The sequence below is a fragment of the Autumnicola tepida genome, from assembly GCF_031846485.1.
Classification (GTDB): domain Bacteria; phylum Bacteroidota; class Bacteroidia; order Flavobacteriales; family Flavobacteriaceae; genus Autumnicola; species Autumnicola tepida.
This window is the reverse complement of the sequence record NZ_JAVRHQ010000003.1, coordinates 131,436-155,817: the sequence shown is the minus strand read 5'-3', so window position 1 is coordinate 155,817 and position 24,382 is coordinate 131,436. Positions and strand designations below refer to the sequence as shown.

Sequence of the window (24,382 nt, the reverse complement as noted above, 5' to 3'; positions counted from 1 at the left end):
AGCTAAAGCTGATATTGCTGAAGGAACATTCGGCAAAAAAAACATACAACGGTGATAGAATATTACAATTACATAAAATCCCTTCATCTTATTTTTGTGATTACCTGGTTCGCCGGGCTTTTTTATACTCCCAGGCTTTTTATTTATCATATAGAAGCCATGTCCAAACCCGAACCGGAAAAATCAATTCTTTCTGCCCAGTTTAAAATAATGACGAAACGCTTATGGTATATTATCACCTGGCCTTCGGCTATCCTGGCAAGTCTGTTCGCTTTCTGGCTGCTTTTTTTAATGCCAGCATGGTTGCAGCAGGACTGGATGCTGGTAAAGCTGGGATTTGTGGCTTTACTGTATGCGTATCATTTTAAGTGCCACCTTATTTTTAAAGAGCTGCAGCAGGATGTGGTAAAGTGGACTTCTAACCAGATGCGCCTATGGAATGAGGGCTCCACATTAATCCTTTTTGCCGTAATATTCCTGGTGATTCTGCGCAACGCCCTTAACTGGATTTACGGGGTGCTGGGTATTTTTTTACTGGCCGGCATGTTAATGCTGGGCATAAAAATGTATAAAAGGATACGTGCAAAAAACCCCAATGCCTAGACTGGTTCGATAATTGATTTAATTTGCAGGAAGAAAAATTTTATGAGGCTTTTAAAACTTTCCTTACGCACCCGTATTTTCATAGCCATGATCTTATTGGTTTTGGGGGCGTCTATTCTTATTGCCGGCGTCACCGTTTACCAGTACAAGCAGGAGGCCGAAAGTTATCATAAGGAAAGGCTGGAGCGCAAGGAACAGGCAATTAAAGAAAATATAAGGTTTGTGCTGGCCAGTACCACCTATCTTGTAAATACCGAAAATATTCCCGCTATTTTTAAAGAGCAACAGAAGATTTACGAGATGGCCACGGTGCACGAAATGCAAATCAATATCTATGACCTTAAAGGCCGGCTGCTCGTAAAGTCTGAAGAATCCTTCTTCAGGGACACCATTAACACCCAAATAGATCCTGAAATCGTCAAAAAGCTGGACGCCTCTTCAACTAAAAGGGTACTTAAAAAAACTGAAGTCAACGGCCAGAAATACCAGTCGTCTTACAGCTATATTACCGATCATAAATTCAAACCCCTGGCTATCCTCTATTTGCCTTACCTTCAGGATGACAGTGTGCTGAACCGCGACCTTCATAACTTCCTGATGCGCATGGGGGAAATTTACCTCTTTATGCTCATCCTGGCCATAATTATGTCTTATTTCCTGTCCAGTTACATCACCAAATCCCTTAAAATTATTTCTGAAAAGATCAACCAGACGCGGCTGGATAAGCGGAACCAGAAAATTGAGCTTAGCAATGCCACCGAAGAAATTTACGCCCTGGTCTCGGCATATAACAGTATGATAGACGAGCTGGAAGAAAGCGCGGTAAAGCTTGCCACTGGGGAACGGGAACAGGCTTGGCGCGAAATGGCAAAGCAGGTGGCGCATGAGATCAAGAACCCGCTAACGCCAATGAGGCTTAGTGTGCAGAGTTTTGAGCGGCAATTCAACAAAAACGATCCTAATATCGAGCAGAAGGTAAAGGAATACAGCGATACGCTTATCAACCAGATCGATACCATGAGCTCTATTGCTTCAGCTTTTTCCAATTTCGCCAAAATGCCGGCGCAGCAAAGCGAAACCCTTAATGTGCCGAAAATCGTAAAGCTGGCCCTCGATATTTTCAATGAGAAGTACATTATTTTTACTTCAGAAAAGGAAGAGATTTTGGCCAAATTCGATCGTACACAGCTCATACGGGTGGTGACCAATCTGGTAAAAAATGCGGTGCAGGCCCTTCAGGGGAAAGAAAACCCTAAGATTGTCGTAAGTGTGGAAGAAGAGGAGGAAGAAGTTTGTGTGAGCATTTGCGATAACGGGTCGGGGATTTCCGAAGAAAACAAAGGAAAGATTTTCGAGCCCAAATTCACCACCAAATCCAGCGGGATGGGCCTTGGCCTGGCCATGGTAAAGAATATTGTGGAGACTTACAACGGGAGCATCAGTTTTGTTTCTAATCCCAATAAAGGCACTATCTTTAAGGTAAGGTTTCCAAAATAAACAACCAGCAAAAAAATGATTATGGATTATAAGAATATTATTGTAGAAATTGGAGGGGGGATTTTGCAAATTACCATCAACAGGCCTTCAAAGCTTAATGCGCTTAATAAAGAAACCATTGCGGAATTGCACGATGCTTTTGCCGATGCAAAAGACGATGATGAAGCTAAGGTGGTTATTTTAACCGGAAGCGGGGAAAAGGCGTTTGTGGCCGGGGCCGATATTAGTGAATTTTCAGACTTCTCCCCGGAAGAAGGAAAACAGCTTGCCGCTGAAGGTCAGCAGAAATTATTTAATTACGTGGCCAATTTTCCCAAGCCCGTTATCGCGGCCATTAATGGTTTTGCCCTTGGCGGCGGACTTGAACTGGCTATGGCGGCGCATTTCAGGATCGCCAGCGATAATGCCAAAATGGGACTTCCCGAAGTTTCGCTTGGCGTTATCCCCGGGTACGGCGGCACCCAGCGTTTGCCGCAGCTGGTGGGAAAAGGCCGGGCGATGGAGATGATCATGACCGCGGGGATGGTAGATGCCAACCAGGCACTTCAGTACCACCTGGTAAACCATGTTACAGAGCAGGCGGAATTACTGGATTTTGCTGAAAAGCTTGCTGAAAAGATTATGAAGAATTCCCCTGTGGCCATTACTTCAGCCATCAGGGCCATAAATGCCAATTACGAAGCCGGGGTAAACGGTTATGATATCGAAATTGAAGAATTTGGCCGTTGCTTTGGAACCGAAGATTTTGAAGAAGGAACTTCTGCATTTTTGAATAAGAGAAAAGCAGAATTTCCGGGTAAATAATCCTGGCCATTACTGGAGGAGGTTAGATCCCATTTTATATAAGATTTAAATAAGGAATAAATCCTATTATGTGGATATATTCCTTATTTTTGTTTTTATGGCTACAGAAGATATGATAAGAGGAAGAGGGGCACAGCTTAATGTGCAAAACAGGTTTGATGCGCACAGCCATGAAACCCGCGATGATTTTCTCAACTATTGCGCCGCTGAAGGGGAGGAAGCCCACAAAAATAAAACGGTTTTAATAGATACTTTTCCCAAAACCATTATTAACAAAGTGAATAGTCCCGATGTGGGAATGGGTTATTCCCTGAATCCTTACCAGGGCTGTGAACATGGCTGTATCTACTGTTATGCCCGCAACTCTCATGAATACTGGGGGTTTAGCCCGGGCCTTGATTTTGAACAGAAAATCCTTGTAAAACGCAATGCGGTACAACTGCTGGAGAAAAAAATATGCGGCAAAAGATGGGAGGCAGAAACCATTGTACTTTCCGGGAATACCGATTGTTATCAGCCTATAGAAAAGAAGCTGGGAATTACCCGAAAATTGCTTCAGACTTTTCTTAAATATCGCCACCCGGTGGGGATCATCACTAAAAATGCACTTATACAGCGGGATATCGATATCCTGAAGGAACTGGCTGCGGATAACCTGGTGAGGGTGAACCTTTCCATCACCTCTTTACATGAAGAAACCCGCCGTATCCTGGAACCCCGCACGGCCAGTATTAAAAAACGCCTGGAAACCGTGGAGAAACTTTCCAAAGAAAATATTCCCGTAAGCGTGATGATGGCACCTATTATTCCGGCTATAAACAGTCATGAAATTATGCCTTTGGTAAAGGAAATTTCAGAAAGAGGGGCGCAAAGCGTAGGTTACACGATTGTGAGGCTGAACGGAGCCATTGGGCAGATTTTTACCGACTGGATTAAAAAGGCCATGCCAGACAGGGCAGATAAAGTCCTGCACCAGATTGAGAATATCCATGGCGGCAGCCTTAACGACAGCCGCTTTGGGACAAGAATGAAGGGTGAAGGGAAATTTGCCGAGCAGGTAGAACAGCAGTTTAAAATTGCCCGCAAGAAATATTTGAGCGGTCGCGATCGCAAGCCGCTTAATCATGATTTGCACCGGCAGTTTAAGGATGGTCAGTTAAAACTTTTTTAAAATTTTGCTTTTTCGATCTTTTAGCCTCTGCCCGGCAGCAATTATTCAGTAACTTCAGGTAAAACCGAATGAATTTATGCCTGAGTTACCTGAAGTCGCTTACCAGAAGAAATATGTAGATGCCACCGCGCTGCACAAGAAAATTGTAAAGGTGGAAACGGGGGCTGCAAAACTTTTTCAGTCACCGCAAAAGGATTTTAAAAAGGCCCTGGAAAATCTAAAATTTGAAGAAACAACCCAGCTGGGAAAATATTTGTTTCTGAAGATAAATTCCTGGCAACAGCTGGTTTTCCATTTTGGGATGACCGGAAAAGTGGAATACTACCAGCATGAGGAGGTTCCAAAACACGCACAATTGACTACGGTTTTTGATGATGGTTCCAGACTATCATTTGTGTGTCCGCGAAAATTCGGCAAAATTTATTTAGCTGAAGGAGTAGAAGAATTTCAGAAGAAGCATTCGCTGGGAAATCATGCCCTTGATGTAAGGCAAAAGGAATTTCTGGAACTGCTTCAGGATAAAAAAGGCAGCATAAAAGGCGCGCTAACAAACCAGCATGTAATTGCCGGGATTGGAAATTTGTATGCCGATGAAATGTTGTACCAGTGCGGCATTCATCCAAAATCAAAGACCGAAAATCTTTCCGGAGAAGACAAAAAATGCCTTTTTAAAGAAATGGGCAGGGTTTTGAAAAGAGTGATAAAAAGCAAAACAGAGGATTCCAAATTACCCGACAGCTTTCTTACCAGGCATAGAAAAGAAGGCGCGGAATGCCCAAATTGCAAGGGCAGTGTAAAAATGATAAAAGTATCCGGCAGGAGCACTTATTTATGCCCAAATTGCCAGGAAGAGAAGTAAAATTGGAAAAAGTTCCTCTCCTTTTAAGGATGGGAGGCAAAGGCCGGGGTGGTAAATAACATCTCGACTGCGCTCGATGTGACAGTTGACTCCGCTCGATGCGACATTTAAATGCTAGTTAAAAAATAAAAGATATGAACGTTTTTATAGGTTGTTCAGGTTGGAATTATAAAGACTGGCGCGGGAAATTTTATCCTGAAAAGCTGGCGCAAAAAAACTGGCTGGAATTTTACGCTGATAAATTCAACACCGTGGAAGTGAACAATACTTTTTACAGATTTCCGAAGGACACTACTTTGGAAAAGTGGAAAAAAACCGCTCCCAAAGGTTTTAATTTTACGTTGAAGGGCAGCCGTTACATTACGCAAATGAAGAAGCTGAACGATGTGGGAGAGCCGGTGAAAAAATTTGAAGATGTGGCCGATATCCTGAAGACCAAGCTCAGCTGTATCCTCTGGCAATTGCCGCCAAACCTGCATCGCAATGATGAGAAACTGATAAATTTTTGTAAGACCTTAAAAACTTCAAATAAAAATGTAATCGAATTTCGCCATGAATCCTGGTTAAATGAAGAGGTGTATGAGATCTTAAGAAAAAACAGTGTGAGTTTTTGCTCAATTTCAGCTTCTGGCTTTCCAGAAGATATGGTAGTGACGCGCAAAAAGGCCGCTTATGTTCGCTTTCATGGTTTGGCAAAAGACTGGTACCGCTACTATTATTCAAAATCTGAATTGAGGGAATGGTATGAGAAGATCAAAGACTGCGGCGCGCGCGAAGTCTACATCTATTTTAATAATGATTATGAAGCCAACGCCCCCAAAAATGCCATGGATTTACGGGAGATGTTTGGTTGAAAAATCAGGCTTCGCCATGCCACTCTTTATAAAACTGCTCCAGGTAAAGTTTCATGAATTGATGCCGCTTGTTGGCGATTTTTCTGCCGCTTTCCGTATTCATCCTGTCCTTCAGCAGTAAAAGCTTTTCATAAAAATGATTGATGGTGGGCGCGTTGGAGGCTTTATATTCCTCTTTGGTCATGTTGAAATTTGGCTTAATTTCAGGATCATATAAACCGCGGCCTTTGTATCCGCCGTAATTAAAGGTTCTTGCGATGCCAATGGCGCCCAGGGCATCGATACGGTCTGCATCCTGCACGATATCCAGTTCCGGGGAGCTGAAGCTGCGGTTAACATTGCCGCCTTTAAAAGAGATATTTTCGATGATCTTAACTACATGTTCAATGGTTTCTGCAGAAACTTGCTGAGATTGAAGAAAATTTTTAGCCATTTTCGGGCCTACGCTTTCATCGCCGTTATGGAATTTGGAGTCGGCGATATCATGCAGCAAAGCGCCTAAAGCCACCACAAAATCATCGGCATTTTCTCCTTTGGCAATTAGTTTTGCATTGTTATATACTCTTTGAATATGAAACCAGTCATGCCCTCCTTCGGCGTTTTTAAGGGTTTCTTTTACAAAGGCAATAGTGTTTTCTATAATTTCAGGTTGTCTTGTGGTCATGTATTCAATATTGAAACCTCACAGGTTTTCAAAACCTGTGAGGTTTAAGTTTGTTAATAGAAGATTATTCAATATCTCCAATTATCGTTCTTTCGGTCAGAGCGATAAGGCTTTCAGGGTCATTCGAACTTACGGGAATAGGCTCGTGCACCTTCAGCTTAAAATGTATGCCCAGGTCTAGCGGGAAAAGCCCGTAGCGGAAGAGTTTCCAGGAGTTGTTGATCGTAAGCGGTACAATTACCGCATCGGGCATTTGTTTGATGAGGATTTGCAGTCCGCGTACAGCAAATTTCTTGGGTTTCCCGGTGCGGCTCCTGGTGCCTTCGGGAAAAATAACCGCAGAGCGATTTGTTTCTTTGAGATATTTGGCAAAACCGGCCATTTTTACCAAAGATTCCCTGGCGTTCTTGCGGTCTATCAAAACCGAGCCACCGTGCCTTAGATTAAATGAAATCCCGGGGATACCTTTCCCCAGTTCTTTCTTGCTCACAAATTTTGGATGGTGTTTCCTCAGGTACCATATAATAAGTGGAATATCGTACATTCCCTGGTGGTTGGCCACAAAAATGCAGGGTTTATCGGCAGGGATATTGTGCGGATTGTCACAGCTGAAGCGTGCGCCCAGCACATCCAGGCAGCGCATCAACACGAAATTAAAATAATCCACACTTTTTTTGTGTGCTTCGTATCCGCCAAGCTTCAGTGCAATCCATTGGATCACATGGAAGATAAGCAAAGTGAGAAAAAAGAAGATATAACTTATTACCGAAAGCGGGTAGGAAAGTATTTTTTTCATCTTAATGTTTAAAAGCACAAAAATATACTTTTAAACCAACACAGGGCAAGTGGAGGATTAGTCTTCTGCTTCTTTGCATATTCCATTCTCACACCGCAGCTCACCTGGCGGTGCCGGGATACGGCAATCTGAAGCAATCCCAAATTTTTCATTGTACCTTTCTTCAGCTTCGGTATAATCTGCAACCATAGCTTCAAGCTTTGTTTCATCAATGGCAGAAGGATAAATAAGGTAGCCTTGTGGGCCGCCGCAGGCTTTGCTTCCGTAGGGAATATAGGCGCAATTTCCATCTGCAGTGCAGGAAGCTTCGGCAATAAATTCATTTATTTGATTTAACTTGAGCTGAAGTTGTGCTGAGGCTTCTTCCCTGGAAACGGTGTCACTTTGTGGGGAGCAGCTAAAAAAGCTTAAGAGCAGGAAAATTAAATATAGAATTATAGATTTCATGGAAAGGCTGTTTTCTTAAAGATGTATGAAATCTGGAATGGTTGCGTAAAAAACACAAAAAACCGTTTGAAAATAAATCCAAACGGTTTTTAAAATTCTTATCTAAAAAATCTTAGCAGTACTCGTTGTAGGCACCTGCAAGGTTTTCTGCGATCATTTCTGCAGGGCGGCCTTCAATGTGGTGGCGCTCCAGCATATGTACCAGTTCACCATCTTTAAACAGGGCCATAGATGGAGAAGATGGAGGGAAAGGCACCATGTAACCACGGGCTTTATCTGTAGCTTCTTTATCTACTCCTGCGAAAACGGTAAAAAGGTTATCTGGTTTTTTAGCATTCTGCAAAGAAATTCTTGCGCCTGGACGCGCGTTAGCAGCGGCACATCCACAAACCGAATTCACCACTACCAGAGTAGTTCCTTCTTTCTTCATCGCGGCATCAACTTCTTCTACGCTGTGCAATTCTTCAAAACCGATATTGGTCAAATCTTCGCGCATCGGTTTTACTAATTCTGCTGGATACATATATTGATATTTTTTATTAAACTTAAGTGAAGTGCAAAGATACAAATTAACTTAACGCAGGCATATCTCAAATTCCTATAAGCGAATAGGTTGAATTTATACGTTTCCTGCTTTAAAAATCCGTTGGCGGCATGAGACTTTAGCTAAAATGTTATCTTTGTGGTGAAAGAAAAATTGCCTCATGATTAAATGGTTGCTGGCCATCCTTGGCCTGATTTACTTTAGGATTCCGGGAGCTGTTGCCGGCTTTTTAATAGGAACTTTACTCGATAATTACACCCGCTCAACCGGCGGACTACTTAGCGGACTCTTTGGAGAAGAGAAAAAACAAAGCGTTTCGCCTGGAGATTTCGAACTTAACCTGCTTTCGCTTTGTGCTTTAGTTATAAAAGCAGACGGACAGGTTTCCCAGCGGGAGCTGGATTATGTGAGGTCTTATTTTGTAAGCGCTTATGGCAAAGAGCGGGCAAATGCTACCTTTCGCACTTTTAACGATGTGATTAAGAGCCGGGAACTTTCGGCATACAGGATTGCGCAGTACCTGGCACACCGCACCAAATATCCCACTCGGCTACAGATTACCCATTTTCTCTTTGGGATTGCCCAGGCCGATGGCACAGTAAGTACTGCCGAGGCAAAAATCATTCAGGAAATCGCTGGTTATCTTCGCATTTCCAGGATGGATTTTGAAAGCATCAAGGCCATGTTTCTTAAAAAATCTGCAGAGAGTGCTTACAAAATCCTTGAAATTGAGAAAAGTGCCAGCGATGCCGAAGTCAAAAAAGCCTTTCGTACCATGGCCAAAAAATACCATCCCGATAAACTGGGCCACATGGATGAAGCCTATCGCAAAGGCGCCGAGGAAAAATTTCGGAAAGTACAGGAAGCCTACGAACAGATTCAGAAGGAACGCGGAATGTAATAATATGGACGTTGCCTGCGGCCCGGGCTTTCCGCTGCAATCTTTTGCTCGTGCCTCACAAAAGGATTTTCGCTGCAATCCCTAACGCGATTGAGGTATTGGTAATTCCTCTTTTTTGTTAGTACTACTTGTATACCTGGCTGTATTTTAGTATCTTAATTGAGTATAAATATTTAACAGCTTCAAAATTGTTAAATGATGAAATCAATTTTAATTTTACTTCTAGCACTTCCTTCCATATTTTACGCTCAAATTGTCGTTAATAATGATCCCTTTCCCAGAAGAATTCAAGAAGAATTTCATTCTAACGGGACATTAAAACTCCAAAAAAGATTTCAATGTGAGGATTTTTCAGAATTAGAAAGATGTAACGTAACAGAATACAGAGAATACTATGATAATAATCAGCTAAGTTTACTACTAAGGCTAGAAGATTCTAAGCTTCATGGGCAAATAGTTGCTTATTGGAAAAATGGTAATTTAAAAAGAAAAGATTTATATAAAAAGGGTAATCTTGTAGAAGGAAAAATTTGGGATCAGAATGGGAAGGAAATAGAATATTCTAAATTTAAAATTACACCTAACCATATAAGAACTCCTTCTAATCGGAAAGAAAGTTAATATATACCAGTTGCTTAGGTACTAAGCACATTCTTTAGTCCTTTTCACTCATTAACTTTTTTAATTTTTCGCTCGTCAAATATTCAAATTTTCGGTCCTTAACCTTAAAATTTTCATCCAATACTAAAATAGCCGGTAAGCTGAATTCCCTGTTTTTTCGGCTGGCCAGAAGCAGCGGGATCGCATGAATACCATTTCGTTGCGTTTCTGCCTGCAGGTTATAAAATTTTTGTCCATCAAAATGAATAGTATCGGTACTTTCAGCATTCATTTTTACCGCATAGTAGTTGGAATGTAGTTTTTCGGTAACTGCTGGATTTCTAAAAGCATTTCTTTCCATTTTCTTACAATACACACACCAGTCGGCATAAAAGTAAATAAACGTTTTTTTGGGTTTAGCCTGAAGAGAGTCCTCCAACTGCTCAAAATTAAGCCAGTTTATTTCACCCTTTTTCTGTCCAAAACATAAGAGTGAAAAGAAGGTGAATATTAATAGTATTGGAAGTTTGGTGTTCATTTCTCGTGCCGATCTAAATTCTCCTATCCCAGTTCTAAATCCTACAAATTATGCAGATTCCCAAACTTAATTCCGAAGAAGAAAGTACGGGGTTGTGATGGCCCATAAATGTAATCTGAATCCCGCGTGGCCCCGGTATCAAAATCATCCTGATAAGCATTAAAGATATTCTGGACCCCGCCGAAAACATTTATCTGAAAGCTGTCTGTAATATCAATATGATGATTAAGTTTTACATTGATATCATAAAATGAATCACTTTTATTAAGTTGTAAAAATCCGGTGTCGCTAATTACCAGCGGCACTGTCATGGGGCCGGTATAAGTTCCCGTAACATCCAGGCTGCTTTCTTCGAAAACAGAAATGTTTGTGGTAAAATACGCATAAACATTAGGATTTCGTACGAATTCTGAAATAATGACGTTGCTTTCATTAGGATTGCTATCATCAGCTTCAAACAACACCTGTTTTTCTTTATATTTTGACTGCTGAATTGTTCCTCCCAGCTGGAAGGTTAATCTTGAAGAAGGTGAAACGCCAATTTCAATATTTGCCCCGCTTACATAGGCGCCGTTTCCATTTCTTACTTCTTCTAAAATAGACCCGTTAGGAAGGCTTGCTCCTGTGCTTACCGTTGTAAAAGGATTTCGGAGATCGGTGTAAAAACCTTCAAGTAAAAAATTGGTTTGCAGTTTATTAAGGTTTTTGGAATAATTTACCGAAGCCGTATAGGCATTGGAATACTCAGTTTTAAGGTGGTCTGAGAGGATCACGAATTGCGGTTCCCCGCCTACTGATGAAATATGCAGGTCTTCATTAAATGCCTGCGGCGCCCTAAAGCCCCGGGCGTAGCCGGCTCTAATCTGCCAGGCTGCAGCGGGTTTGTACCGCAATGTTAACCGCGGACTCACAACAGTCTGGTCAATTTTAGATATGCGGTTCACATTTTGGATATTATAATTTCCGTCTACATTCACATAATCCAGACGGCCGCCAAGAAGCGCGGTAAATTTTTCAGAAGGTTTCCATTCGTACTGTGCAAAAGTGCCTATGGAATTTACTTCCTGATCTATGTAGCGGTTATAGCCGGGTATGTTATCTTCAGTATTGCTAAGGTTATATTCGGTTCCTACGGTTAAAATATCATTGCTGTTTTTGAAATTCCGGGTAAACTGGCCTCCAAAAAGTAAAGCAAGGTCATTGGTATTTCCATAGGCATTTGCGGCGGTTATGGAATCCTGCCGGGTACGACCTCCTCCAAGGCCACCATAAAAACTTTTCCTGCCGGTGTGCTGCCCGGAAGCATAAACTGAAAAATTATTACTGAAATCTTCATTGTGTACCTCATAAGTAATCCCACCAATTACAGTGTTATGATCTAATTCTTCGGTGATATCGGTAAGATGTGGCGCCAAATCTAAGCGATCCCCACCACGGCGGTACTCTTCAAGAGCGGTAATGTCTAATGTTATTTTGCTCTTATCATCAGGTTTTAGGAAAGTTTTTGCCCCCAGGCTGGTGTTGGTGAGTTCAGTTAGTTCTGTAAATCCATCCCCGTTTGCATCATAAGCATCCCGATCCCTTTTCATTCCGAAAACGGTAATTCCGCTGGATAAATCTTCACTAACTACCGAGGCGTTTAAATTTAATGTCCGGTCTGGCGTTTCACCATCAATAAATCCTAAATTAGAAGATACCTGCCACGAGTTTAAGACGGGATCTTTTGTAATAATGTTTATAGTTCCGGCAATAGCATTGGAACCATAAAGGGAAGAGCCGCCGCTTCTTACAACTTCAATACGGTCCAATATGGAAGTGGGAATTTGTTCCAGCCCATAAACGCTGTTTAATGCTGAAAAAACCGCCCGGCTGTTAATTAAAACCTGGGTGTAACTGCCGTCCAGCCCATTAAGCCTAACCTGGGTGAAACCACAGTTTTGGCAATTGGTTTCCACTCGAACACCGGGTTGGTAATTCAGGCTTTCTGCAACCGAGATGGATTGGGTGGCATTAAATAGTTTTGGGCTTAATACATTCACCACAACCGGTGCTTCCTTTAAATTTACCCGGTTTCTGGTGGCGCTAATCACCACCTGATCCAGCCCCAGCTGGTCTTGGCTTAATTCGATATTCAGTGGCCGGTTCTGGTAATTTTCAGTATTAATTATAAGGGATTTGGTTTTAAAACCTATCGCCTGTATTCTCAGGTTAAATTGTCCTTCCGGAAGTTCCAGACTAAAATAACCATTGCGGTCTGCAGAAGTCCCTTGTGTTTTACCTTCTAATAGGATATTGGCAAAGGGAACAGGTGTGCCCATGCTGCTTACTTTTCCATTTAGATTTATTTGTTGTGCAAAAACCCACAGTGGGAATATAAAACAGAGCAGGAAGAAGTAATTGGTGTGCGTCATGTTTAAGTTTTATTAAAATTTATTTTTAGGTAAATCTAAAAAATTAGTTTTTAAAAATAAAATTGTATTTTTGGCTTATAAAATAGCATTGATGTTCAGTCTTTCAGAAGAAAATTATTTAAAAGCCATCTTTCACCTGGAGAGAAATTATAAGGGTGGGGTGAGTACAAATGCCCTTGCAGAAGAGATGGAGACCAAAGCTTCTTCGGTTACCGATATGGTAAAGAAGCTTTCAGAAAAAAACCTTGTAAAATACAAAAAATACCAGGGCGTAAAACTCAGTAAGGCCGGGAGAAAAACTGCGCTGGAGGTAATCCGTAAACACCGGCTTTGGGAATATTTTCTTGTTGAAAAATTAAATTTTAGCTGGGACGAGGTGCACGATGTGGCCGAAGAACTGGAGCACATAAAATCTGATAAACTTATTACCGAACTGGATAAATTTCTGGAATATCCGCGCCGGGACCCACACGGGGATCCTATTCCCGATGCCCAGGGAAATTTTGTGCAAACTTCAAAGGTTTTGCTTTCTGCCTGTAAAAAATCAGATCTAGGAAAAATTGTTGGGGTAAAGGATTCTTCGGCGGCTTTTCTTCAGTACCTGGATAAACTGGATATTGGCCTGGGGAGCATTTTAGAAGTTCGTCATATAGAAGATTTTGACCAGTCTATAGAACTGGAGGTCGATTCCAATACAATTACCCTTTCTCATAAAACCGCTTCTAATCTTTATATTCAGCTGGAATAGAATGGAAAAAAGAAGTACAAAATCTTTGGAAGAAGTACATGGCTCTGTAAAAACATCAGGCAAGAAAACCGGCTGGAGAAAAATTCTGGCTTTTTTAGGGCCGGCGTATTTGGTAAGTGTGGGTTATATGGATCCCGGCAACTGGGCCACAGATCTTGCGGGTGGGAGCCAGTTTGGTTATAGCCTTATTTGGGTTTTGCTTATGTCCAACATCATGGCCCTCCTCCTGCAAAGTTTTTGTACAAGATTAGGAGTGGTTAGCGGGCTGGACCTTGCCCAGGCTTCAAGAAGGGAATATCCAAAAGCCGTGAATTTTATCCTTTACATTTTAGCTGAAATCGCTATCGCCGCCTGTGACCTGGCAGAGGTGGTGGGTATGGCCATAGGGCTCCAGCTGCTTTTTGACATTCCGATGTTCTGGGGCGTGTGTATCACCGTATTAGATAGTTTCCTGCTGCTTTTCCTCATTAATAAAGGAATAAGAAAAATGGAAGCTTTTATCGTCGCGCTAATTGCTGTAATTGCCTTATGTTTTTTTCTTGAAATGTTTTTTGCCAAACCCGATGTTGCTGAGATTGCCACCGGCTTTATACCTTCTATTCCAGATAGCCGCGCCCTATATATTGCTATTGGCATCATAGGGGCTACGGTGATGCCACATAATTTATATCTGCATTCTTCCCTGGTACAAACCCGGCGCACAAAAAAAACCAGGCATGGTATACGACAGGTATTAAAGTTTAATTTTCTGGATTCTGCCATAGCTTTAAACCTGGCATTCCTGGTAAATGCGGCCATACTTATTCTCGCCGCGACTGTCTTTTACAAAAACGGCATGTACGAAGTTGCCGAAATTGAAGATGCACATAAATTACTGGAGCCATTGCTCGGCACCTCCTGGGCACCTGTGTTGTTTGCCCTTGCTCTTATAGCCGCAGGCCAAAGCTCTACCTTAACCGGGACCCTGGCCGGGCAAATTGTGATGGAAGGTTATCTTAATTTAAGGATTCAGCCATGGGTACGCCGGTTGGTTACCAGGCTTATAGCTATTGTGCCGGCACTTCTAACGGTAATTTATTTTGGGGAAGGAGCAACAGGAGAGCTGCTGGTTTTAAGCCAGGTAGTGTTGAGTCTTCAGCTGGGATTTGCCGTAATTCCACTGGTTCATTTTGTGAGCGATAAGAAGCTGATGAAAGGTTTTGCCATAAACTGGCCGCTGCGAATTGCCGCCTGGTTAATTACCGCTGTTATTGTTAGCCTTAATGCCAAACTGGTAATTGATGAACTTGCCGGCTGGATAAAAATTTCAGATCATCCGGTGTATATCTGGATATTTATTGTTCCAATTGCCGTTGCCGCTGCCTTGCTTCTTGTTTTTATCGGGGTTTGGCCATACTTAAAAGATTCATACCAAAAAAGATCAATGGTGCCACATATAACCAAAGCTGAAATAGGGGAATTGTCTATGCCGGAATCTTATAAAAAAATTGCTATTGCCATAGATTTTTCTGCCTCAGATAAAAAATGCATTTCTTCAGCCTTAAAATTGGGTGGAAAGGAGGCCAATTATAGCCTTATTCATGTGGTAGAAACCGCCGGTGCTCTAATGTATGGCAGTGATATAAAAGATTATGAAACTTTTAGTGATAATGAATATCTTGAAAGTTATAAGGAAGAATTACAATCACATGGTTATAAAGTAGAAGTGGAGCTGGCATTTGGGGTACCCAAGAAAAACATTCCTAAAATAGTGAACGCTGCAGATTTTGATTTGCTGGTGCTGGGAAGCCACGGGCATTCGCTGCTAAAGGATTTGTTGTTTGGTACTACTGTGGAAGCAGTGAGACATAGGGTTAGTATCCCGGTTTTTATAGCATAAATTTTAAATTAAAAATTAATTAAGAAAAGTAAATAAGATGAAGTCGATTATAGATTATTTTCAGCAATTAGATCCTGTTCTGGCAGCGCTTTATGCCACCTTATTTACCTGGGGGCTCACAGCGCTGGGAGCCTCCCTTGTTTTTTTCTTTAAAAAAATGAACCGTAAGGTCTTTGATGGAATGCTGGGCTTTACAGGCGGGGTAATGGTAGCGGCAAGTTTCTGGAGCCTGCTGGCGCCGGGAATCGAAATGAGCCCTGGAGAAGGTTTTGTAAAGGTTATTCCCGCTGTAGTTGGTTTTGGCCTTGGCGCACTGTTCATTTTTGCTCTGGATAAAATCCTGCCGCATTTGCACGTGAATTTCCAGATGAGTGAGAAGGAAGGGGTGAAGACAAAATGGCATAAATCTATTCTTTTAACCCTCGCCATTACCCTGCATAATATTCCGGAAGGCCTTGCCATAGGTGTTCTTTTTGGAGGGGTTGCTGCGGGCTTTGAAGGAGCAAGTATAGGCGGTGCAGTCGCACTGGCTATGGGAATAGGTTTACAAAATTTTCCTGAAGGTTTTGCCGTTGCAATGCCATTAAGAGGGCAGGGTTTAAGCAGGTGGAGAAGTTTTAATTTTGGCCAGCTTTCTGCCATTGTGGAGCCAATTGCGGCAGTTTTGGGTGCCTGGGCAGTAATGACTTTTCAGCCTGTTTTACCTTATGCGCTCTGCTTTGCTGCAGGAGCCATGATGTTTGTGGTGGTGGAAGAAGTGGTGCCCGAGTCGCAGCAGGAGAGTTATACCGATATTTCCACTCTTGGCTTTATAGGTGGATTTATGATTATGATGACCCTGGATGTTGGCCTTGCATAATTTTGCAACACAGGGCAGGCTTTATCGTCTTTAATAAAAAGTGGAGATGAGAAATTTAATGTTGGCGGTCCTGATTTTTAGCTGCGGATTGATGTATGCTCAGCAGGAAGAGGTTGAATTAAAGGTTTATCAGGAATCTCTTTGTTCCGGGGATGTTTTTGAAGTTAACACCCACGGCGTGAAATTTAAAAAAGTGATTTCAGATTCACGATGCCCCAGGAATGTCACCTGTATCTGGGCAGGAGAGGTAAAAGTGCTGTTGGAGTTTTTTGAGAATGGTAAATCTGTTGGAGAGAAAATTGTTGCCGGCACAAATTTTCCTTTAGAAGATTTCTTCGGAAAATCTTTCGCTCTTTCAGACTTTGCAGTTTATCCTTATCCTGAAAGTCCTCAGGAAATACAAAATTCAGAATACAGCCTTCAGCTTAAAATCACAGAAAAAGTTGAAGATTAGTGGCAGCCACAATCAGATTTTCCGCAGGGACTGGCCTTTTTGTTATTTCCTTTTGATGAAGTAAGGAAGGCAGGTTTCCAGATGAATTTGCTAACAAGATAACCTACGGCAACTGCAAAAGTTATAAAAACTAAAATATGTTGTAGTAATTCCATGTTTGTTAAGTCGGTTTAAAACTGTTTCCTTACAAATTTTTTATTTTAAAAGCTGAAAGGCCACCAAAGCTACAAGATAAGCAAAACCGCTCATAATCACTAACTGGAGTACCGGCCATTTCCAGGTATTGGTTTCTTTTTTAACAATTGCAAGCGTGCTCATACATTGCATGGCAAAGGCATAAAAAAGCAGCAGGCTAATTCCACTGGCAAGGGTAAACAGTGGGCCGCCCAGGATAGGGTTTACTTCTGCGGCCATCCGGTTTTTTATGGTTTCTTCCTCATCGCTTCCCACGCTGTAAATAGTGGCAAGTGTACCCACAAACACCTCCCGCGCCGCGAAAGAACTTATAATGGCAATGCCTATTTTCCAGTCATAGCCCAGTGGGGCCACAACAGGTTCTATACCTCTTCCCATAATGCCTATATAGGAATGCTTCAGTTTATAGGAGGATACTTCTCCCTGGAATTCTTCTGTAGAAAGATCGGCTTCAGGCTCATACTTTGAAGCTACTATTTCTTCAGCATTGCTAAAGTTTTCTCCCGGCCCATAGCTCGCCAAAACCCATAAAATAATGGAAATTGCCAAAATAATCTTTCCGGCGCCAAGTACAAAAGATTTGGTTTTTTCAACTACAGTAATACTTACATTTTTAAGCATGGGCATTTTGTAATTTGGCATTTCAATCACAAAATAGGTGCGGTTTTTCACCTTTAGGATTCCGTTTAGAATCCAGGCAGAAAAAATTGCCGTTCCAAAACCTATCAGGTAAAGCATCATTAAAGTTAAGCCCTGGTAATTAAAGCCAAGGAAGGTGCCTTCAGGAATCACCAGTGCGATAATGATCAGATATACAGGCAGCCTTGCCGAACAGGTGGTAAAAGGCACCACCAGAATGGTGATAAGACGTTCTTTCCAGTTTTCAATATTCCTGGTGGCCATAACTGCGGGAATGGCGCAGGCAGTACCAGATACCAGCGGGACAACACTTTTGCCGCTAAGGCCAAACCTGCGCATTAGCCTGTCCATTAGAAATACCACCCGGCTCATATAACCGGTTTCTTCCAGAATCGAGATGAACAGGAAGAGAAAGGCGATTTGCGGGATAAAAATTACAATTCCCCCAAGGCCCGGGATAATTCCTTCGGTAACCAGGTCTGTAAAAACCCCAGATGGCATAAAATTACGCGTTAATTCGCTAAGGGAAGCAAAAGTAGCGTCTATAAGATCCATGGGATAGCTTGACCAGTTGTATATGGCCTGGAAGATGAGCAGCAGGATTGTAAAGAAAACCACGTAGCCCCAAACCTTATGGGTAAGGATCCTGTCCAGCCGTGACCGGAGATCGGTAGCGGCATTAACATCTACCGTCATCGCTTCCTTTAAAGTGCCGTTAATAAACTGGTAGCGCAAAATGGTTTCTTTCTGCTGAAGGCGTTTTAGATCGCTGGCAGATTTTGTGCTAAAATCCTTGTTTTTATTTACTTCGTGCCTGTTGATGTTGCCGAAGTTGACATCCTGGGTAATCACCAGCCACAACTTATAAAGCGACTGGTTTGGAAAAGCTTTTCTAAGCCTGCCGAAATATTCCGGATCTATTACCGAAGCATTAACGCAGGGTTCTGTGGTAATGTGGCGGTAATTTATAATAAGTTCTTTAAGCTCGTCTATTCCCTGTCTTTTCCTGGCGCTTACCAGGGCCACTTTGGTTTTAAGCCTTTCTTCCAGCGCAGCCACATCAAGGGAAATGCCTTTGCGTTGCATCCTGTCTGCCATATTTACCACGAGAATGGTGGGGATTCCCAGGTCTTTAATTTGCGTAAAAAGAAGAAGGTTGCGCTTAAGGTTTTCCACATCGCTAACCACTACGGCAACATCGGGATAATCTTTGTCATTTTTATTGAGCAGCAATTCAATTACCACATTTTCATCTACAGAAGAAGCGTTAAGGCTGTATGTGCCAGGCAGGTCCAGGATATGCGCCCTGAGGCCCCGGGGAAGTTTACAGATTCCTTCCTTTTTCTCTACCGTAATCCCGGGATAATTCCCAACTTTTTGATTAAGGCCGGTTAGGTGATTAAAAACGGAGGTTTTTCCGGTATTGGGATTTCCTATTAACGCAACATTAATTTGTTTCGCCATGCTACTCTATTAACTCAATTTCAATCTCTAATGCGGTTTCTTTCCTAATGGCAAGATGGCTTCCGTTTATGTTGAGGTACATAGGATCTTTAAAGGGGGCGGTTTGCACCAGTTCCACTTCATTTCCCGGCAAGCAACCCATCTCCAGGAGCTTTAAAGGCACAACATCTGCAGAAAATTCTTTTATTATTCCACGTTGCCCTCTTCTGAGATCTGCTACGGTAAGCTTCAAATTTTATTTAGATTGAATTTAAACAAGGCAAAAGTAAGGTAAATAAAACTAGTAGAAAAGCCTCAGGCTCAAAAACTCCTAATCCCGATATTCCCTTTTTAGAATTTTAATATCCTCCATTAAATTTTCTATGGCTTCTGGATCTGTGCCATCATAAAAGCCCCTTATTTGCTGGTTTTTATCTACCAGCACAAAATTTTCGGTATGGACCATATCATATTTGCCTCCATCGCCGGTGCTTTTGGTGGCGAGGTAAGATTTTCTGGCCAGGTCGTAAATTTGCTTTTTATCGCCGGTAACCAGGTTCCATTTTTCATCAATAACGCCTTTTTCTTCAGCATACTTTTTTAAAACCGGAACGCTGTCTGTCTTCGGAAAAACAGTATGGGACAGCAGGAAAACTTCAGGGTCATCCTTTATTTTCTCCTGTATCTTCACCATGTGATCTGTCATTATAGGGCAGATGGTAAGGCAGGTGGTAAAAAAGAAATCGGCCACATATATTTTGTCCTTGTAGAAATCCTGGGTAATGGTATCGCCATTCTGGTTCACCAGTTTAAAATCGCCTATCTTATGATATTTCCTTACGTACTGTACTGTGGTATCCACTAAATCTGCATTCACCATATCTGGCTGATAAACCGGGAGAGTCCTGTCTGGCTTGAGCAAGGTATAGATACAGGCCATAATTATCACTGAAAGGATAAAAAATACAATGGCAAAGAATTTGTACCGTGCAAAAAACTTTAGCATAATTCTATATTTAGTGCAAAACTAAAGGCTGGCGGTTAAATAGTCGCATTCAGATTATTAAAATTTCAATTTTGCTATCAGCCTTTATACATAAACTTTTATAGGAGTTTTTAAAAAGTTACTTTTGTGCGATTTAAATTTGAAGATTAGATAATGGATCCATTTGCAGTTAAGGCAATACAACTTTTGCTGAGTTTGTCGTTGCTTATTGTATTACACGAATTCGGGCATTACATTCCCGCCAAAATATTTAAGACCAGAGTAGAGAAATTTTTCCTCTTTTTTGATGTGAAATTCGCGCTTTTTAAGAAAAAGATAGGAGAGACCGTCTACGGAATTGGCTGGCTGCCGCTTGGTGGTTACGTTAAAATTTCGGGAATGATAGACGAAAGCATGGATAAGGAGCAAATGGCGCAACCTCCGCAACCATGGGAATTTAGAAGTAAACCGGCCTGGCAGAGGCTAATTATTATGCTAGGTGGCGTTACGGTAAACCTGGTGCTGGGTTTCCTTATTTTTATGATGATCCTTTTTGTTTGGGGAACTGTTTATGTGGGGCCCGAGCAAATGCCAAAAGGTTTTGCAGTGGCCGATGAATTTAAGGAATTCGGTTTCCAGGATGGGGACAGGATATTAGAAGTTAATGGAAAGGATTTTGAGAACAGCCTGGATATTAACAGGCACCTGTTTATGAGGGACGTCAATTCCATAACAGTGCTTCATCAAAACGGGGAAGAGGAAACTATTTCCCTTCCGGAAGAAATTGGCACCACCATGTTCCAGAGTGGGGTGCTCCAGCCATTTGTGCCAATTCAACGGCCTGTATTGGATACTGTTGTAGCTGAAAGGGCAGCTGGTTTGGCCGGGCTGAAAAAAGGCGACAGCATTATTTCGATTAATAAACAGGAAATTGGCTATTGGCATGAAATATCTCCTATAACACAGGAGAATAAGAACAAAGAAATTGAAATTGTTTACGAAAGGGATGGCGAAATTAAAGGTACCATGGTCACTCCCGATGAAGAAGGTTTGCTTGGCGTGCGCCAGAAACGCAGCTTTGAAGTCGCAAAACGGGAATACAGTTTAGCCGAAAGTATTTCTGAAGGTTTTGAAGATGGATACTGGACCCTGCGTGATTACGTGTATCAGTTTAAATATGTTTTTACCAAGAAAGGAGCTTCACAATTAGGCGGATTTGGAGCTATTGGCGGCCTTTTTCCCGATACCTGGGACTGGCAGGGCTTTTGGCATACCACGGCTTTAATATCCATAATCCTGGCTTTTATGAATATTCTTCCGATCCCGGCCCTGGATGGAGGGCATGTGACTTTCCTGCTGTATGAGATCGTTACCGGGAGAAAACCAAACGACAAATTTATGGAAGTAGCACAACTTGTTGGATTTGTGCTTATCCTTGGTCTTGTGCTCTATGCCAACGGGAACGATATCTATAAATGGCTTTTTGAATAATTTTAATTAAACAATATACTGAAGCCGATAATGTGAATTTTCGGCTTTTCTTTTTTAAGAAGTTACTATGTTTAGATTTGGTAATTTTAAGCGTGCAAAAATCATAATTATGAAGCGTTTCCTTCTATGCCTTTTCCTACTAATTTCCCTGCAGGGTTTTTCCCAGATTTATGATCCCGTGGACTGGTCCCCTTCCGTGGAAAAAGTTTCAGGGGCTGAAAATGAATATATTCTTGTCTTTTCTGCGGAAATTGAGCAGGGATGGCACCTTTATGCGCAAAATGTGCCTGACGGAGGCCCAATTCCCACTACCTTTTCTTTTCCTGAAAGTGAAGCCTATGAAATCGTTGGAAGCACTGAAGAGGAAGAAGGACAAACGGTAGATGATCCCGTTTTTGAAATGAGGATTAAGTATTTTGAAGATCATGCTGCTTTCCGGCAGCGTATAAAATTGCTAAAGGAATCTGCTGTAGTAGAGGCTTCGGTAGAATTTATGGTTTGTGATGACGAGCGTTGCCTTCCGCCCGAGTTAGAAGAATTTAGCATTAATATTCCGGCGGGCTCGGGAATAGCAGCTTCTACAAATCCCAGTATTTTTAATTCTACTGCTGCTGAAGTTACAAATGAAGAAGCAGAAATTTCAAACAAAGTTGAAACCGGTTTTATTGCTGATAATGAAGGAGAAAAAGGGCTGTGGGGAATTTTTCTGGTAGCTTTTCTTTCAGGTTTCGCAGCCCTGCTTACGCCTTGCGTTTTTCCTATGATCCCCATGACGGTGAGTTATTTTACCAAACAAAGCAAGAACAGGGCGAAGGGAATCCGTAATGCTGTTATTTACGGGATTTCCATTGTGGTAATTTATGTTTTACTCGGGTCGGCTGTTACCGCTATTTTTGGCGCCGATTCGCTTAATGCCCTTGCTACAAACGTATGGTTCAATATGGCATTTTTCATTATTCTGGTGGTATTTGCCATTTCTTTTTTTGGCGCTTTCGATATTATGCTGCCCAATTCCTGGGCAAATAAAGTAGATTCACAGGCAGACCGTGGCGGGATAATTGGCATTTTCTTTATGGCACTTGCCCTGGCAATCGTCTCCTTTTCCTGTACAGGCCCCATTGTGGGGACGTTACTTGTACAGGCGGCTTCTACCGGTGGGCTCGCTCCCATTGTAGGAATGTTGGGCTTTTCTTTGGCAATAGCTTTACCATTTGCCCTTTTTGCCGCTTTTCCCGGCTGGTTAAACAGCCTTCCGCGCAGTGGCGGCTGGCTGAATACCGTAAAAGTATTTTTAGGGTTTCTGGAACTGGCCCTGGCCTTTAAATTCCTTTCGCAGGCAGATCTTGTGCTTCAATTGCACCTTTTGGAACGTGAAGTTTTTATAGCGATCTGGATTGCCATTTTCGGGGCGCTTGCTTTTTATTTATTCGGAAAAATTCGCCTGCCGCACGATTCTCCTTTGGAAAATATTTCGGTTGGCCGAATGCTGATGGGGCTTTTAGTGCTTAGTTTCACTATTTATCTTATTCCGGGGCTTTGGGGGGCGCCACTCAATTTGATCAGTGCTTTCCCGCCGCCGTTGGAATACAGCGAATCTCCTTATGGAGTAGGCTATAGCCGAAATTCGCCTGCAGCAAATTCTGGTGCAGATGTAGAAATTCCCGAAGGCGCCCATTTGCTTCCGCCGCATGATATCCTTGCTTTTAATGATTATGAAAAAGGAATGGCTTACGCAAAAAAAGTCAACAAACCGGTTATGCTGGATTTTACCGGATGGGCTTGTGTAAACTGCCGGAAGATGGAGCAAAATGTATGGCCGAAACCACGAATTTTGAGTAAGTTAAAAAACGAAGTGGTGCTTATCTCGCTTTATGTAGATGATAAAAGGAATTTGCCTGAGGAAGAGGCTTATACTTCAGAAGTTACCGGAAATAAGGTAAATACAGTTGGAAAGAAATGGAGCGAACTTCAGATTAAAGAATACGGTGCAAATGCGCAGCCTTTTTACGTTTTGCTAAACCACGAAGGGGAAAAACTGAATGAACCCGCCGCCTATACGCCAGATGTTGAAGAATACAACCAATGGCTGCAGGAAGGGATTGCAGTCTTTGAAGATTAGCAACAGAAGCTTACTCCTGTTCGAATTAGATATTATAAAATCGGAGAGCGTTTTCGTAAAATATAGCTTCTTTTTCTGATTTGCTGAATATGGAAGTGTAATCTGCTAAAAGCGCTGTCACGGCATCATAATCCCCGGCAAGATTACAAACAGGCCAGTCAGATCCAAAAAATACTCTTTCTGTTCCAAAGAAGGTAAAAACCGTATCGAGATAAGGCTTAAAATTTTCAGGTTTCCAACTATTCCAATCTGCTTCGGTTATCAATCCTGATAGTTTACAGTGCAGGTTAGGAAATTCTGCAAGCCGTTCTATATTTTTCTTCCATTCCTGAAATTTGATATTTTGGATATCTGGTTTTCCCAGGTGGTCCAGAACAAAAGGCTGCCCAGGAAAATCCTCAACCAGATGGATCACCGAATTCAGCTGGCGATGATCTACCAGAATATCGTAAGTAAGTTCGTAGGCCTGTAGTTTAGAAATTCCGCTTAAAAAAGTTTTATTCAGGCAAAAATCATTTTCTTTATCCTGCAGTACGTATCTTACTCCTTTTAAATAAGGGTTTGAGCTGAATTTTTCCAGTTTTTCAGCCACATCTTCCGCAGTTAAATCTACCCAGCCAACAACTCCTTTTATTATATCATGTTCTTCTGCCAGTTTGAGGAGGAATTCTGTTTCTTCTTCGGACTCCGCTGCCTGTACGGCCATGCATCCCTGTACCTCCTGGTCCTGGACCGCTTGCAGGTAATCTTCAGGAGAAAAATTTCTTTTTATGGCCTCCATATTTTCGTCAATCCATATATCCCTTTGCGGATTATAATTCCAGAAATGTACATGGGCATCAAAAATCATGAGCTATATTTTTTATATTTCTTCAGAAGCG

General features: G+C 42.0%; 24 protein-coding genes. 14 read left to right on the top strand and 10 right to left on the bottom strand.

Annotated features, from left to right (window positions below):
- Positions 1 to 54 precede the first annotated feature (54 nt).
- The 6 genes from RM553_RS04560 (at position 55) to RM553_RS04535 (ending at position 5,788) form a co-directional block, all read left to right on the top strand.
- Positions 55 to 603 carry a CopD family protein gene (locus tag RM553_RS04560; RefSeq protein WP_311533840.1) on the top strand — a complete coding sequence of 183 codons (549 nt, stop codon included), beginning with the start codon at positions 55 to 57 and terminating at the stop codon, positions 601 to 603.
- A 42-nt stretch (positions 604 to 645) separates the two neighbouring features.
- On the top strand, positions 646 to 2,100 hold the full coding sequence (locus tag RM553_RS04555) for a sensor histidine kinase (protein ID WP_311533766.1): 1,455 nt from the start codon (positions 646 to 648) through the stop codon (positions 2,098 to 2,100).
- A gap of 21 nt (positions 2,101 to 2,121) precedes the next feature.
- A complete protein-coding gene (locus RM553_RS04550) occupies positions 2,122 to 2,904 on the top strand; it encodes an enoyl-CoA hydratase/isomerase family protein (protein WP_311533765.1) in 783 nt (260 codons plus the stop codon).
- 97 nt (positions 2,905 to 3,001) lie between these two features.
- Positions 3,002 to 4,075: a PA0069 family radical SAM protein gene (locus RM553_RS04545; protein ID WP_311533839.1), complete on the top strand. Its 1,074-nt coding sequence runs from the start codon at positions 3,002 to 3,004 to the stop codon at positions 4,073 to 4,075.
- 76 nt (positions 4,076 to 4,151) lie between these two features.
- The gene (locus RM553_RS04540; RefSeq protein WP_311533764.1) at positions 4,152 to 4,934 is read left to right on the top strand and encodes an Fpg/Nei family DNA glycosylase; all 783 of its coding nucleotides are present in this window, start codon (positions 4,152 to 4,154) and stop codon (positions 4,932 to 4,934) included.
- A 134-nt stretch (positions 4,935 to 5,068) separates the two neighbouring features.
- The gene (locus RM553_RS04535) at positions 5,069 to 5,788 is read left to right on the top strand and encodes a DUF72 domain-containing protein (RefSeq protein WP_311533763.1); all 720 of its coding nucleotides are present in this window, start codon (positions 5,069 to 5,071) and stop codon (positions 5,786 to 5,788) included.
- 4 nt (positions 5,789 to 5,792) lie between these two features.
- Here RM553_RS04535 and RM553_RS04530 read toward each other — a convergent pair whose 3' ends face one another.
- The 4 genes from RM553_RS04530 to RM553_RS04515 all read right to left on the bottom strand — a co-directional run bounded on the left by RM553_RS04530 (position 5,793) and on the right by RM553_RS04515 (position 8,218).
- Entirely contained in the window at positions 5,793 to 6,452 is a 660-nt protein-coding gene (locus tag RM553_RS04530) for an HD domain-containing protein (protein ID WP_311533762.1), read from the bottom strand.
- A 64-nt stretch (positions 6,453 to 6,516) separates the two neighbouring features.
- The gene (locus tag RM553_RS04525) at positions 6,517 to 7,248 is read right to left on the bottom strand and encodes a lysophospholipid acyltransferase family protein (RefSeq protein WP_311533760.1); all 732 of its coding nucleotides are present in this window, start codon (positions 7,246 to 7,248) and stop codon (positions 6,517 to 6,519) included.
- 57 nt (positions 7,249 to 7,305) lie between these two features.
- The gene (locus RM553_RS04520) at positions 7,306 to 7,695 is read right to left on the bottom strand and encodes a hypothetical protein (RefSeq protein ID WP_311533759.1); all 390 of its coding nucleotides are present in this window, start codon (positions 7,693 to 7,695) and stop codon (positions 7,306 to 7,308) included.
- A gap of 112 nt (positions 7,696 to 7,807) precedes the next feature.
- Positions 7,808 to 8,218 carry a BrxA/BrxB family bacilliredoxin gene (locus RM553_RS04515; RefSeq protein WP_311533758.1) on the bottom strand — a complete coding sequence of 137 codons (411 nt, stop codon included), beginning with the start codon at positions 8,216 to 8,218 and terminating at the stop codon, positions 7,808 to 7,810.
- Between the two features lie 181 nt (positions 8,219 to 8,399).
- Between RM553_RS04515 and RM553_RS04510 the strand changes: the two genes are divergently transcribed.
- Both RM553_RS04510 and RM553_RS04505 read left to right on the top strand, forming a co-directional pair.
- On the top strand, positions 8,400 to 9,140 hold the full coding sequence (locus tag RM553_RS04510; RefSeq protein ID WP_311533757.1) for a tellurite resistance TerB family protein: 741 nt from the start codon (positions 8,400 to 8,402) through the stop codon (positions 9,138 to 9,140).
- Positions 9,141 to 9,335: 195 nt separating this feature from the next.
- Positions 9,336 to 9,761 (top strand): toxin-antitoxin system YwqK family antitoxin, encoded by a 426-nt coding sequence (locus tag RM553_RS04505; protein ID WP_311533756.1) that lies wholly within the window; start codon positions 9,336 to 9,338, stop codon positions 9,759 to 9,761.
- A 34-nt stretch (positions 9,762 to 9,795) separates the two neighbouring features.
- On the opposite strand, the gene RM553_RS04500 is transcribed toward RM553_RS04505, so the two are convergent.
- Both RM553_RS04500 and RM553_RS04495 read right to left on the bottom strand, forming a co-directional pair.
- Positions 9,796 to 10,278: a thioredoxin family protein gene (locus RM553_RS04500; RefSeq protein ID WP_311533755.1), complete on the bottom strand. Its 483-nt coding sequence runs from the start codon at positions 10,276 to 10,278 to the stop codon at positions 9,796 to 9,798.
- A 41-nt stretch (positions 10,279 to 10,319) separates the two neighbouring features.
- A complete protein-coding gene (locus RM553_RS04495) occupies positions 10,320 to 12,689 on the bottom strand; it encodes a TonB-dependent receptor (RefSeq protein ID WP_311533754.1) in 2,370 nt (789 codons plus the stop codon).
- A gap of 91 nt (positions 12,690 to 12,780) precedes the next feature.
- Here RM553_RS04495 and RM553_RS04490 point away from each other — a divergent pair, with 91 nt between their 5' ends.
- From RM553_RS04490 to RM553_RS04475, 4 genes are read left to right on the top strand one after another with little or no spacing between them, the layout of a single operon-like run.
- A complete protein-coding gene (locus tag RM553_RS04490) occupies positions 12,781 to 13,437 on the top strand; it encodes a metal-dependent transcriptional regulator (RefSeq protein WP_311533838.1) in 657 nt (218 codons plus the stop codon).
- A gap of 1 nt (position 13,438) precedes the next feature.
- The gene (locus RM553_RS04485; protein ID WP_311533753.1) at positions 13,439 to 15,316 is read left to right on the top strand and encodes an Nramp family divalent metal transporter; all 1,878 of its coding nucleotides are present in this window, start codon (positions 13,439 to 13,441) and stop codon (positions 15,314 to 15,316) included.
- A 37-nt stretch (positions 15,317 to 15,353) separates the two neighbouring features.
- Positions 15,354 to 16,175 (top strand): ZIP family metal transporter, encoded by an 822-nt coding sequence (locus tag RM553_RS04480; protein ID WP_311533752.1) that lies wholly within the window; start codon positions 15,354 to 15,356, stop codon positions 16,173 to 16,175.
- 46 nt (positions 16,176 to 16,221) lie between these two features.
- Positions 16,222 to 16,629, top strand: coding sequence for a hypothetical protein (locus RM553_RS04475; RefSeq protein WP_311533751.1), 408 nt, complete (start codon positions 16,222 to 16,224; stop codon positions 16,627 to 16,629).
- 195 nt (positions 16,630 to 16,824) lie between these two features.
- Here the strand turns inward: RM553_RS04475 and feoB are convergent, their stop codons facing one another.
- The 3 genes from feoB to RM553_RS04460 form a co-directional block, all read right to left on the bottom strand.
- Positions 16,825 to 18,927: a ferrous iron transport protein B gene (gene feoB / locus RM553_RS04470; RefSeq protein WP_311533750.1), complete on the bottom strand. Its 2,103-nt coding sequence runs from the start codon at positions 18,925 to 18,927 to the stop codon at positions 16,825 to 16,827.
- 1 nt (position 18,928) lies between these two features.
- A complete protein-coding gene (locus RM553_RS04465) occupies positions 18,929 to 19,159 on the bottom strand; it encodes a FeoA family protein (protein WP_311533749.1) in 231 nt (76 codons plus the stop codon).
- A 78-nt stretch (positions 19,160 to 19,237) separates the two neighbouring features.
- Entirely contained in the window at positions 19,238 to 19,912 is a 675-nt protein-coding gene (locus tag RM553_RS04460; protein ID WP_311533748.1) for an SCO family protein, read from the bottom strand.
- Between the two features lie 153 nt (positions 19,913 to 20,065).
- Between RM553_RS04460 and rseP the strand changes: the two genes are divergently transcribed.
- Positions 20,066 to 21,382: an RIP metalloprotease RseP gene (gene rseP, locus RM553_RS04455; protein ID WP_311533747.1), complete on the top strand. Its 1,317-nt coding sequence runs from the start codon at positions 20,066 to 20,068 to the stop codon at positions 21,380 to 21,382.
- 109 nt (positions 21,383 to 21,491) lie between these two features.
- Positions 21,492 to 23,501, top strand: a complete 2,010-nt coding sequence (locus tag RM553_RS04450) for a protein-disulfide reductase DsbD family protein (RefSeq protein ID WP_311533746.1) — start codon at positions 21,492 to 21,494, stop codon at positions 23,499 to 23,501.
- 25 nt (positions 23,502 to 23,526) lie between these two features.
- Here the strand turns inward: RM553_RS04450 and RM553_RS04445 are convergent, their stop codons facing one another.
- Entirely contained in the window at positions 23,527 to 24,351 is an 825-nt protein-coding gene (locus tag RM553_RS04445; RefSeq protein WP_311533745.1) for an amidohydrolase family protein, read from the bottom strand.
- Positions 24,352 to 24,382: the final 31 nt, after the last annotated feature.